Genomic DNA, 12,547 nt, shown 5'->3' with positions numbered 1-12,547 from the left:
CGGTGGTCTGACAGCAAACCCACCAGACTTGTGCGTGTCAGGGGTGGACCGATTTCGTCGATCGGCGCAGGATCAGTTTGGGTTCACAATGGCGGCTACAGGCCGTCAATGACGTCTGATCCACAATGGCCCTTGCGAGGACTTCACCGGCCTCCTGACCAATCCTTTTGGCGGGCAATCTGACGGTTGTCAGGCCGGGTTCGATGTCAGCGCTGCCTTTGAAATCGCCGATGCCAACAACCGATATGCCGTCTGGCACAGGCACACCCGCGGCTTTCGCCCCATAGAGCGCCCCCGTGGCAAGGATATCGTTGCCGCAGATCAATGCGGTGGGGCGATCCGACTGCGACAGCAAGTCTTGAGTGTCCCGTTTGGAGGACGAAATGCTGTAAACGGTGGTCAGGCGCCACGCGTCGGGCACGGTGACATTCGCCTTTGACAAGGTTTCAAGCACGATCTCACGCCGGGCGAGGGCACGGTCGTTGCCTTGAGTGGGCGGAAACATGCAGGCAACCTTCGTATGGCCAAGCGCGATGATGTGTTCGGCAATCATTTTGCCCGCCAGTTCATTATCGGCCCCGATGCAGGGAAACGCCGCATTGGGCGCGTAATTCCACATGGACAGGCTTGGGATGTGGTGTTGGTCCAGCAGCTGGAAAACCGCCTCATCATGGTTAAGCCCCGTCAGGACGACACCGTCGACCCGATGTTCCAAAAACTTACGCAGGATCGCGTATTCCCGCTGCAAATCGTAGCCGTGGGACGCCAAAAGAATGGTAAAGCCAAGCCTGTCGACCGTGTCCGAAAAGGCCTGCACGACTTCGGCAAAGATCGCGTGATCCAACGTCGGCACCAGAACCCCAATGGTGCCGGACCGGATTCCGTGGATCGTTTGGGCGGCGCGGTTGCGGATGTATCCGGTTTTGCGGACCGCGGAATTGATGCGTTTTCGCGTCGATGGCTTGAGCAGTTCTGGATGGTTGAAATACCGAGACACCGTCGACGCAGACACCTTTGCGGCCTTTGCCACAGCCGTAATATCTGCCTTTTTATCATTTTTATCAGACATATAAGCGCGAAATTAGGGAAATTTATGAAAACATTTGCAAAACTATTTTCATCGCTTAGCGTGATTGGTCAAGCCTGACTTTGGGAGAACTTGGACGCGATGGACTTTCTGTTCTACATGGGCGACGTGTTCACCCCGATCAATTTTGGGTTGTTGTTGCTTGGCACCGTTGGGGGGTTGATCCTGGGCGCGACGCCGGGATTGTCGCCGACAATGGCGGTGGCGCTTCTCATTCCATTTACGTTCAAACTTGAACCGCAGCAGGGTTTGATCCTGCTTGGGGCGGCCTACACCTCGACGGTGGCGGGCGGAGCGGTCAGTGCGATTTTGCTCAAGATCCCGGGGGCGCCCGCCAATATCGCCACAACGCTGGATGGGCACGCGATGGCCACCAAGGGCGAAGGGGCGAAGGCGCTGCAATTGTCCTTTCTGGCCTCGGCCGTGGGGGGGCTGTTCGGCGTCTTTTTGTTGATCTTCCTTACGCCGGTTTTGGCGCGATGGGCGCTGGCCTTCGGGCCGTCGCACCTGTTCTGGCTGGCCATTCTGGGGGTCACCGTGATTGGGACGCTCGATTCTAGTTCGGTCGTGAAGGGGCTTTTGTCAGGCTGTATTGGCTTGTGGCTGGCCACGATTGGGTTTGACGACATCATGGGCGCGCAACGCTTTATCTTTCACCCGGCGGTCAGTGGCGGGATCAATGTTATTCCCGCCTTGATCGGGCTGTTCGCCATCCCGCAAGTCATCACGATGCTGACCAAAGGCCGCACAGGGTCCAACGCCGAAATCATAACGGTGAAGCGTCACCCCATCCGTTTGGCGTTTCTTGAGGTCATCCGCCGCAAAACAGCGCTGATCATTGGCACCATCACAGGGTCGATTATCGGCCTGATCCCGGGCGTTGGCGGGCAGATCGCAGGGCTTGTGGCCTATGACCAATCCAAGAAGTTCAGCAAAGAAAGCGAGAAATTCGGGACCGGCCACAGCGAAGGCGTGATCGCTGCGGAAAGTGCGAACAACGCGATGGTCGGCCCGTCGCTGGTGCCGCTTTTGACGTTGTCCATTCCTGGCTCACCCACGGCGGCGGTGCTGCTGGGCGGACTGCTTATTCATGGCATCTTTCCAGGTCCTGATCTGTTTATGAACTACCCTCAAGTGGCGTGGACATTCATCGATTCCATGCTGATCGGTCAGATCCTGATGTGCGTCTTTGGTCTTTTTATTGCGGGTCTTGCTGCCCGTGTGGCCCGCGTCCCCCACGCCGTTATGGCAGCGATTGTTCTGGGGCTGGCCGTCTTCGGCAGCTATTCAGTGCAAAACTCCATGGGGGATGTCTATGTCATGGCGAGCCTTGGACTGGGCATGTACTTTCTTGAACGCTTCGGCTTTTCGGCGGCCCCCCTTGTACTGGGCCTAATCCTTGGTCCGATCGCTGAGGCGAACTTCATCCAAGGGTCGATGATTGCCAATGCAACCGTCGGCACGGGTACCTATTTCTTCACCGGCTGGCTCAACTGGGCGTTGATCGGGATCGTTCTGGTGTCGGTGAGCTATTCGATCTGGATGGAAATTGCCCAGCGTCGCTACACGACCAAAGAGGAAGCCGTCGCGAAAGAGGAGGCGGTGTCATGACCGATCTGCCCCGCACCCAACACATCATAGCGTCGGGCGGTATCGCTGCCGTGGGTGTCATTGTGGCCTATATCAGCTTCACGCAAGAGCCAGCGGATGCCTTCATATTTCCACGTCTGATCTCATCCGTTTTTGCGGTTTTGGCCATCTGGACCTTTGGCAAGGCTGTTATGGGCCGCACGAAGGTGGGCAATGGCATCAGCGGGGAGGCCATGCGCAATATGCTGCCCGGATTGATCGTGATGATCATCTATGTCTTTTGGGCCGCGAAGGCTTTGGGCTTTTATACGGCCACCACGATCACCTTTTTCATCATGCTTTCGCTGTATGATCCGGCACCGCACGGCGCCTTTGCGTCCTGGGCGAAACGCATAGCGATCACCGCTGGCTTCTTGCTGGTGATGTATGGGCTTTTTGCCCTGCTACTCAATGTCTTCACACCCCGTGAAGTCTTCTTCTGAACCGTAAGAGCGGCAGACCAAACCTTAGGGAGGATATTATGAAAAAATGGATTGCAGGGGCCGCATTGGCCGTCGCAGCAATGACGGGATCCGTTCATGCCGAAGGGCACGGAGACTATCCGGAACGGCCCATCATGATGATGGTCAGCTATGGCGCGGGGGGGGCCACTGACTTTCAGGCGCGCATCGTGACGATGACAGCCGGGAACGAGGATGCCTTGGGCATGCCCGTTGCCATCGTGAACCGCCCTGGTGCGGGTGGACGTGTCGGCTGGAACTGGTTCGCAACTGAGGCCGACAATGACGGCTACACGCTTGGTGCCTACAACATCCCGCACTTTATTGCGCAGTCGATTGAAGGTGGCGTTTCGTATTCCACGGACGATTTTGAACCCATCGCGAACTGGGGGGCTGACCCTGCGGTGTTCGTTGTCGGTGCGGACAGCGAATTCAACTCGATGGCGGACGTCATTGACTACGCCAAGGCGAACCCTGGTGGGCTGACGTTCTCGGGTGCGGGCCTCTTTGTGGGGCACCACATCGCAGCCTTGCAGTTGGAAAAAGCCGCCGAGGTTGAGCTGGCCTATATCCCCAACAACGCAGGCGGTGCCGGCGCAATGCGCGCCGTGATCGCAGGTGAAGTGCTGGGTGGCGTCAACAACCTGTCTGATGCGTTCCGCGCGCAGGCGGCGGGCAATGTCAAGATCCTCGGTGTCTTCGATCTTGAGCGCAATGACTTTTTGCCAGAGGTTCCAACGATGATGGAGCAAGGCTACGACATCGACAACGCATCGGTGAACTTCCGTGGTATCATGGTGCCCAAAGGCACCCCACAAGAGGTGATCGATCATCTTGCGGCTGTGGTGCCTACGATGTTCGAAAATGGCCGTGTGCAAAGCCGTATGGAGGCGGGGGGCTCACCCATGCATGTCATGACACGTGACGAAGTTCTGGATATGTGGGCTGCGCGTCAGGAAACCCTCGAAGAGCTGCTCGCAGATCTGTAAATAGGACCCAGTCGTGTCCGTTTCGTGCGGGCACGACCCTCTGATTTTTCTTCAAGGACAATTCGATGGTCGACGATCCCATTCAAGAGGTCGCAGCAACTGTGGCACGCGCACGCCGCGCTCAGGCCGCGTTTGAAAAGCATGGCTCGCAAAAGGCCTATGACCGCGCGGCGCAGGCTGTTGCCTGGGCCATCATGGAGCCCGCCCGCAACCGGCACCTTGCGGAATTGGCCGTTGAAACCACTGGCCTTGGCAATGTCGCGGACAAGATCATCAAGAACCACCGCAAGACCCTTGGCCTGATGCGCGACATCAAGGACGCCCAGACCTTTGGGGTGATCGCGGACGACCCTGCAACGGGGATCACGGAGATTGCGCGTCCCATCGGGGTGATCGGGGCTGTCGTGCCATCGACAAACCCAGGTGCCACGCCTGCCAACAACATCATCAATGCGCTGAAATGCGGGAATGCGATTGTGGTGTCGCCCTCGCCCAAAGGGGTTGCAACCTGCGAGACGTTGATCGGGTATATCCATACGGAGTTCGACAAGCTCGGCATTGATCGCGATCTGGTGCAGATGATCCCCGGTCGCGGATCAAAAGAAAAGACCCAGCGACTGCTTGAGATTTCGGATCTGATCGTTGTTACCGGCAGCCAGAACAACGTCAAACGCGCGTATACATCGGGCACACCTGCGTTGGCAGTAGGCGCCGGCAATGTGGCTGTGATCGTTGACGAAACCGCCGATCTGGCGGCGGCTGCGGAAAAGATCAAAGCCTCAAAAACCTTTGACAACGCGACCTCATGTTCATCCGAAAATGCTGTGGTTGTCGTGGATGCCATCTATGATGCCTTCGCCGCTGAAATGGCGAAGACCGGCGGGGCGCTGATCACGGATGAGACCAAGGTGACAGCCAAACTCTGGGTCAAAGGCCATCTGAACCCGCAGGCCATCGCGCAGGATGCGAACAAGATGATTGCAGCCCTTGGTCTGACCGATGAGGTCCCCGCAGACACGTGCTATCTGGCCGTAGAGACCACGGGGATCGGCCGGGACCATCCCTTGTCCGGCGAAAAGCTAAGCCGCGTCCTGTCCGTCTATCGGGCCCGCGATTTTGACGATGCGGTCGATATCACGTCGCGCCTTCAACGGCATCAGGGCGCGGGGCATTCGGTTGGTATCCATACAAATGCGCAAGACCGGCCCATGGTCTTGGCCAATGCACTCCCCACAAGCCGCATCATCGTCAATCAGGCGCACACCTTTGCCACCGGCGGATCGTTCACCAACGGGATGCCGTTTTCGTTGTCCATGGGCTGCGGATCTTGGGGGGGCAATTCAATCGACACCAACCTGCATTGGCGCCATTTTATGCAAACGACAAAGATCATCCGCGAGATCCCGGCCAATGAGCCCAGTTTGGACGACATCTTTGGCGACTATTGGGACGAGGCGGGCACGTGATTTTCGACCCGCACGCCCCCCCCACGGGCACCGTCCGCGATTGGCTTGAGGCGCGCGCGCAGGCGGGCGGTGTGGCGATCGTGTTTCCCGAAACGGACGAAACACTCAGCTGGGTGGACCTGAAGGACGCAGCATATGACGCCGCCGCAGGTTTGGTCGGTTTGGGGGTGCAGTCTGGCGAAAGCGTGGCGATTGTTCATCCCAACGGCAAAGACGGTGTCATCGCGCTTTATGCGGCACTTGTTGGGGGATTTCGGGCGACGATGATCAACCTTGCGGCGGGGCCGGATGCCATCGGGTATGCGCTGGATCACAGTCAGGCCCGCTTTGCGTTCGTGCATGCCGACAAACAGGACGTCATCGCGAATGTGGCCCCACCCCATTTGCAGATCCTGACCCCCCAGATGCTGACCACGACGGGCGATGTTGCGCCGGTTTCGCCCGATCAGCACGCCTTGCTGATGTATACATCGGGCACCACGGGGCGGCCCAAGGGCGTCGTTCATACCCATGCGAGTCTTTTGGCCGGTGGCTGGACGACGGCTGTGGCGCATGGGCTGATGCCCGAGGACCGGGGTTTTTGCGTTTTGCCCATCTATCACATCAACGGGCTATGCGTGAGCCTGATGGGGTCGCTTGTCTCCGGTGGGTCGCTTGCGATGACATCGAAGTTCTCAGCAAGCCGCTTTTGGGAACAGGCCTGCGCAACACAGGTCACGTGGTTCTCGGTGGTGCCCACCATCATCAGTCACCTTCTGCACGGGGCCGCGGAGCCGTCCGATGCCGTCAAGATGCGGCTTCGGTTTGGGCGTTCGGCCTCGTCCGCCTTGGCCGTTGAGACACAAGCAGCGTTCGAGACCCGCTTTGGCGTGCCGATTATCGAGACGATGGGGCTGACCGAAACGGCTGCCCAGATCCTGTCCAATCCGCTGCCGCCGGGCCGGCGCAAGACCGGCTCACCGGGGGTGGCCATCGGGAATGAGGTTCGCATCCTCAACCGAGATCTGACCGATGCCGCACCCCTGCAGGTCGGCGAAATCGCCATTCGCGGACCAAACGTGATGTCGGAGTACCTGTTCAATCCAGACGCCACCGCCAAGACGTTTGTGGGGGGCTGGCTGCGCACGGGGGATTTGGGGCACATTGACGACGACGGCTATGTGTTTGTGACAGGGCGCCTGAAAGAACTCATCATCAAGGGCGGGGAAAACATCGCCCCGCGCGAAATTGATGAGGTTCTGTATTCCGAGCCTGACATCATCGAGGCCGCCGCCTTCGCGCGCACCTGCAAAAGCTACGGCGAAACCGTCGAAGCCGCCGTGGCCATCAAGCCCGGATCAGATTTGACCGAGGATCGCCTGCTTGCCCTATGCAAGGACCGTCTCGGCCCGTTCAAGTCGCCTGATCGTATTCATTTCATGGACGCACTACCCAAGGGCCCGTCCGGTAAGATACAGCGGCTTAAGCTGTCGTCCCTCATTTAGGCGGGCAAGCACCCGCCCAGATTTGGGGTTTGGCAGGCGGCGCGGTTGCTATCTGTCGGCCACGTTGGCTTGGTAGGTGTCCAGTTCGGAAATGAGGGTCTGGCCCAGGGGCACATCCATCCGTGCGCAGAATTCAGCCCAGACAGCGGCATAGGGCAGATCCTTGATCTCTTCGGTGACGACAAAACGTGACGTGTAATCAAGGGACGTTTCCGCGGCCTTCAACCTGTCCCACGGGGCCAGCAAGGCCCGCAGCAGGGCCTTTTGCATGTTGCGGGTGCCGATGACCCAGGCCGCGGTGCGGCTTATCGTGGCGTCAAAGAAATCCAGACCGATGTGGGTGCGCCCGAGAAGATCGGCGCTGACCAGTTCTTGCGCCATTTGCAGGATTGCATCATCGAGAAGGATCACATGGTCACTGTCCCAGCGCATCGGGCGGCTGACGTGCAGCAGGATTTCATCCACGGACAAGGCCACAGAGCTGAGTTTGTCGGCCACGTTTTCGGTGGGGTGAAAATGCCCCATATCCAGACACAGCAACGTGGCCTTTCGGATCGCATAGCCCATGTAAAATTCATGGCTGCCGACGGTGCAGGCCTCGACCCCGATCCCGAAGAGCTTGCTTTCAACCGCATCAAGAAGCTGCGTTTTGTCGTGGTCGGTGGCCAGCATCGCGTCCAGCGACGCCTCAAGCCGTCGGCGCGGCGCCATACGGTCAACGGGGGTGTCTTTGTAGCCATCGGGCACCCAGATGTTGTTGACGCAGGCAGAGCCCAAGGCCGCCCCCATTTGCGCCGCGATATCGCGGGACCGGCGCCCGTGTTCGATCCAGAAATCACGGATGCCCGCGTCAGGGTGACTGAGCGTAAGGTTGTCGTCGGCCTTTGCGTGGGCAAAGAACGTGGGGTTGAAATCAAGGCCGAGGCGCTGATCCCTGGCCCAATCGACCCAAGGCGCAAAGTGGCTGAATTCAATCTCGTCCCGGTCGGGGTTTTGGTCGGTATCAAGGTAGAACGCATGCAGGTTCAGCCGGTGATTGCCGGGGATCAGGCCGTAGGAAAATTCCAGATCTGCGCGCAGCTCATCCGGGGTGCGGGCGCGGCCGGGGTGGTTGCCCGTGGCTTGGATGCCGCCGCCGGAACTGCCCGATTTTGCCTCAAACCCGACGACGTCATCGCCTTGCCAGCAGTGCATGGAAATCGGAATGCCTGCCAGTTTGGTCAAGGCCGCTTCGGTGTCGACGCCCCAGTCTGCGAAGGCCGCTTTTGCGCTGTCATAGGTCATGGTGTGTCCTTCCCTCGCGCGCGGTTAGCGCGTGAATGCCTCTTTGTTGCCGGCGTCTACGTTGATGATGTTGCCGGTCGATTTTGCGGACAAATCAGAGGCCAGGAAATAGGCGGCTTCAGCAATGTCTTCGGGCAGAACGGACCGTTTCAGCATGGACCGGTCGCGGTACATCTGTTCCAGCCCGTCTTTGTCTGTCCCGTAGGTGCCCGCCCGTTGGTCAAGCCATTCGCCCTGCCAGATTTTGGACCCTTTCAGCACCGCATCCGGGTTCACCACGTTGACGCGCACGCCCATGGGCGCCCCTTCGAGGGCCAGACACCGAGCGAGATGCAATTCAGACGCTTTTGCAGTGCAATAGGCTGAGGCATTGGGCGATGCGGCCAGCCCGTTCTTCGAGGCCACGAAAACAACCGCGCCGCCCATGTCCTGCACCTTGAACAGCTTGAATGCCTCTCGGCTTACGAGGAAATAGCCGGTGGACAGGATCGACATGTTCTTGTTCCACAGATCAAGGCTGGTCTCTTCGATCGGGGCAGAGCTGGCGATGCCCGCATTGGACACGAGGATATCGACGCCGCCAAATTCGGCCGCGATTTCGGCGTAGGCGGCGGCGACCGCCGTTTCATCGGTGACGTTCATGTTGACCGTGCGCACGACGTCGGCGGAATATTTCGCGCATAGGCCGTCCATGGTTTCCGCAAGGGCTGCGTCGTCAATGTCGGCCAGCATCACACAGGCGCCTTCGCGCAGGTATCTGTCCGCTGTCGCGGCACCAATGCCGCCAGCACCACCCGTGACTAGAGCCACGCGGCCCGCCATGGATTTCGGCGCTGGCATGCGTTGCAGCTTCGCTTCCTCAAGCAGCCAATATTCAATGTCGAAGGCTTCTTGTTCGGGCAGGCCCTGATATTCAGACACCGCATCCGCGCCGCGCATAACGTTGATCGCATTGACGTAGAATTCACCCGAAATGCGCGCTGTGGCTTTGTCTTTGGCAAAGGTGATCATGCCGACACCGGGGATCAGGTAGACGACAGCGTTGGGGTCGCGGATGGCGGGGCTGTCGTCGCGTTTGCAGCGGTCGTAATAGGCCTGATAGCCCACGCGGTATTGTGCAATCGCGTCATCAAGGCCCGCGATGGTGGCGTCGATGTCGGGCTTGGCGGGGTCGAAATCCACGACGAGTGGGCAAATCTTTGTGCGCAAGAAATGATCGGGGCAGGAGGTGCCAAGGGCCGCGAGGCGCTCCATATCTTTGGCGTTGACGAATTCCAGAACCGCGTCGCTGTCGGTGAAGTGGCCGACCATGTGCTGCTGGCCGGACACGTAGCCGCGAATGGCAGGCATCAGGCGGGCGGCGGTGGCCCGGCGGCTGTCGGCATCAAGGCTGTCGTGGATCGCACCCCCAAACGCATCCTTGCCCGCCGTTTCCTCGGCGAACCAATCCATCGCTGTCTGGATGACCTGCAACGTCAGTTCATAGCAGTCCTTGGCGTCGTCGGCCCATGTGAACAGACCGTGGCTTTCCAGAACGACGCCCTTGGCATCAGGGTTCTTTTCGCAGAAATCCGACAGCCAAAGGCCCAATTCGTAGCCCGGTTTTTTCCAGGGCAGCCAGCCGATGCTGTCGCCGAAAATCTTTTGCGTCAGCGCCTTGCTGTCCTTGGCGGCGGCAATGGCGATGATGGCGTCCGGGTGCATGTGGTCGACGTGTTTGGCAGGCACATAGGCGTGCAGCGGCGTGTCGATGGAGGCCGCGCGCGGATTGAGGTTGAACGTGCAGTGGGGCAGGTAGCCCACCATTTCGTCTTCAAATTCGACCCCTCGGTAAAGCCCGCGTAGTGCGTTCAGCTTGTCCATGTAAAGCGTCGAAAACCCGTCCATCTTGATCGATCCGACGTCCCCACCGGATCCCTTGACCCACAGCACTTCGGTCGTTTGTCCCGTCAGCGGATCGTCCTGCATGACCTTGGCGGAGGTGTTGCCGCCGCCGTAGTTCGTGATTCTTTTGTCTGATCCCAAAAGATTGGACCGATACAGCAGCTTTTCGGGCTCGCTCATCTTGCTTGCGCGGGTGTCATCCCATTTGTTTTCAAGGCGTTTGCTGTTTTCGGCAGAGGTCATGTGTGTCTCCGTAGACGACGGGTTGGGACGAAATATTCGCGTTCAACGTGACCGCAGGTCGCAGGCAAGTCAATCACTTTCAATCAATAACAATCATGCTGCAGTGCAGAATGATCGAATGTGACAAAAAATGATTGACAACTTGTCGCGACTCGCCCCACCTTCAAGGCAACCAAGAGGGCATCCATGCACGAAAAAGACCGCCACAGAGTTATCCTTTCCGCCGTTCAAGACCGGTCCCTTGTGACTGTGATTGACCTGTGTGCGTTGACCGGCGCGTCTGAGGCGACGGTGCGCCGTGACATCAACACGCTGGATGACCAAAAGAAGCTGCGCCGTGTGCGGGGCGGGGCGGAGGCCTTGACCACAACGCCTTTCGTGGGCCTTGCGGGGCGGCCGTTCTCTGTCAATGAAACGCTTCATATTGCAGAAAAGCAGGCCATTGCCGCTGCTGCTGTCGATTTGTGTGCGGACGGAGAGCCCGTCATCATCAACGGCGGTACAACGACATTCCAGATGGTGCATCCGCTGGCGTCGCGCAAAATGCAGGTGTTCACCAATTCCTTTCCGATTGCCGAACATCTGCTGAAGAACACGACCAACACGGTCATGCTGTCGGGCGGCATCATCTACCGCGAACAGAACATTATCCTGTCGCCATTCGACAATGACGTGACCCGCAATTTCTATGCAAAACGCATGTTCATGGGCGCGCAGGGCATTGGCCCGTTGGGCCTGATGGAAAGTGATCCCCTGCTGATCCAAGCGGAGCAAAAGCTGATCGGTCAGACCGAAGAGCTGATCGTCTTGGTGGACAGCAGCAAATTCGAACAACGCTCCAGCCTCGTGCTGTGCGCGTTGGAACGGATCGACACAATTATCACCGATGACAAGATCAATGACCGCACTGCGTCGATGCTTGAACAGGCGGATGTAAAGCTGATCGTGGTGCCTTCGGGTGCCGCGCAGAAAGAGGGGGTGGCAACACTGCCAGCCTGACCGCAACCACTCCAGGGAGGAAACCATGAGTGTACTGAAGAAACTGGCAGCATCCGCTGCAATGGCCGCCGCGATGTTCGCCACGCCAGCCTTTGCCCAAGACGATGTGCGCATCGCGCTGGTCGTCAAGGCGCTTGGCATTGGCTTCTTTGAAGCCGCCGCAGAGGGCGCAGAAGAGGCCGCCGCAGAATTGGGCAACGTAGAGATCATCTACACAGGCCCCACGGACACAACGGCTGAGGGCCAGATCGAAGTGATCAACGCGCTGATCGCGCAGAACGTTGATGCGATTGCCGTGTCCTCAAACGACACGGACGCGCTTGTGCCTGCGTTGCAGCGTGCCATGCAGCGCGGCATCACGGTCATCAGCTGGGATTCCGGCGTGGCCCCGGAAGGGCGTCAGCTGCACCTGAACCCGTCGTCCAACCCGCTGATCGGCAATATGATCATCAAGCTGGCCGCTGATCACCTGCCCGATGGGGGCGAAGTGGCCCTGCTGTCCGCCACGACCACATCCACCAACCAGAACATCTGGATTGACGAGATGATGGCCGTCATGGGTGATTACCCTGGCATTGAAGTTGTAGCCACGGTCTATGGTGATGACCTTGCCGACAAATCCTACCGTGAGGCCACGGGCCTGATGCAAACCTACCCAGAGCTGGACGCCATCATCGCGCCAACGTCTGTTGGGATTGTGGCCGCGGCACAGGCTGTTGTGGACGCAGGCAAGGTTGGCGAAGTGAACGTCACAGGTCTGGGCCTTCCGTCCGAGATGGCCGGTGCCATCGAATCCGGTGCATCCCAGTCCTTTGCGATCTGGAACCCGATTGATCTGGGCTATTCCGCCACGATGCTGGCCTATGAGCTGAGCCAGAACGGTGCGGTCGCAGAACCCGGCGCGGAAATTCCGATGGGTCGCATGGGCAGCCTGACATTGGACGAGAACAACGAGGGCGCCATGGCAGATCCGTTTGTCTATGACGCCAGCAACATCGACCAGTTCAAGTCGATCTTCTAA

10 protein-coding genes are annotated in these 12,547 nt (G+C 58.9%); 7 read left to right on the top strand and 3 right to left on the bottom strand.

The window, feature by feature from the left end:
- Positions 1 to 37: 37 nt before the first annotated feature.
- Complete coding sequence (locus PSJ8397_RS10020) at positions 38 to 1,069, bottom strand: LacI family DNA-binding transcriptional regulator (protein WP_085864476.1); 1,032 nt, start codon at positions 1,067 to 1,069, stop codon at positions 38 to 40.
- A gap of 99 nt (positions 1,070 to 1,168) precedes the next feature.
- Here PSJ8397_RS10020 and PSJ8397_RS10015 point away from each other — a divergent pair, with 99 nt between their 5' ends.
- The 5 genes from PSJ8397_RS10015 to PSJ8397_RS09995 all read left to right on the top strand — a co-directional run bounded on the left by PSJ8397_RS10015 (position 1,169) and on the right by PSJ8397_RS09995 (position 7,116).
- A complete protein-coding gene (locus tag PSJ8397_RS10015; protein ID WP_085864475.1) occupies positions 1,169 to 2,698 on the top strand; it encodes a tripartite tricarboxylate transporter permease in 1,530 nt (509 codons plus the stop codon).
- On the top strand, positions 2,695 to 3,159 hold the full coding sequence (locus tag PSJ8397_RS10010) for a tripartite tricarboxylate transporter TctB family protein (RefSeq protein ID WP_085864474.1): 465 nt from the start codon (positions 2,695 to 2,697) through the stop codon (positions 3,157 to 3,159). The genes PSJ8397_RS10015 and PSJ8397_RS10010 overlap by 4 nt, the downstream gene beginning before the upstream one ends.
- 38 nt (positions 3,160 to 3,197) lie before the next feature.
- Positions 3,198 to 4,166, top strand: a complete 969-nt coding sequence (locus PSJ8397_RS10005; RefSeq protein WP_085864473.1) for a tripartite tricarboxylate transporter substrate binding protein — start codon at positions 3,198 to 3,200, stop codon at positions 4,164 to 4,166.
- A gap of 65 nt (positions 4,167 to 4,231) precedes the next feature.
- Positions 4,232 to 5,632 (top strand): acylating sulfoacetaldehyde dehydrogenase, encoded by a 1,401-nt coding sequence (gene sauS, locus PSJ8397_RS10000; protein WP_085864472.1) that lies wholly within the window; start codon positions 4,232 to 4,234, stop codon positions 5,630 to 5,632.
- Positions 5,629 to 7,116, top strand: a complete 1,488-nt coding sequence (locus tag PSJ8397_RS09995) for an AMP-binding protein (protein WP_085864471.1) — start codon at positions 5,629 to 5,631, stop codon at positions 7,114 to 7,116. The genes sauS and PSJ8397_RS09995 overlap by 4 nt, the downstream gene beginning before the upstream one ends.
- 48 nt (positions 7,117 to 7,164) lie before the next feature.
- Here the strand turns inward: PSJ8397_RS09995 and PSJ8397_RS09990 are convergent, their stop codons facing one another.
- Together PSJ8397_RS09990 and PSJ8397_RS09985 are read right to left on the bottom strand one after the other, a co-directional pair.
- Positions 7,165 to 8,400, bottom strand: a complete 1,236-nt coding sequence (locus PSJ8397_RS09990) for an L-rhamnose isomerase (protein ID WP_085864470.1) — start codon at positions 8,398 to 8,400, stop codon at positions 7,165 to 7,167.
- Positions 8,401 to 8,424: 24 nt separating this feature from the next.
- Positions 8,425 to 10,527 (bottom strand): bifunctional rhamnulose-1-phosphate aldolase/short-chain dehydrogenase, encoded by a 2,103-nt coding sequence (locus tag PSJ8397_RS09985; protein WP_085864469.1) that lies wholly within the window; start codon positions 10,525 to 10,527, stop codon positions 8,425 to 8,427.
- 186 nt (positions 10,528 to 10,713) lie between these two features.
- Here PSJ8397_RS09985 and PSJ8397_RS09980 point away from each other — a divergent pair, with 186 nt between their 5' ends.
- Together PSJ8397_RS09980 and rhaS are read left to right on the top strand one after the other, a co-directional pair.
- Complete coding sequence (locus PSJ8397_RS09980; RefSeq protein WP_085864468.1) at positions 10,714 to 11,526, top strand: DeoR/GlpR family DNA-binding transcription regulator; 813 nt, start codon at positions 10,714 to 10,716, stop codon at positions 11,524 to 11,526.
- A gap of 25 nt (positions 11,527 to 11,551) precedes the next feature.
- A complete protein-coding gene (rhaS, locus tag PSJ8397_RS09975; protein ID WP_085864467.1) occupies positions 11,552 to 12,547 on the top strand; it encodes a rhamnose ABC transporter substrate-binding protein in 996 nt (331 codons plus the stop codon).

Source organism: Pseudooctadecabacter jejudonensis, from assembly GCF_900172275.1.
Taxonomy (GTDB): Bacteria; Pseudomonadota; Alphaproteobacteria; order Rhodobacterales; family Rhodobacteraceae; genus Octadecabacter; species Octadecabacter jejudonensis.
This window is presented reverse-complemented; position numbering and strand designations above follow the sequence as displayed.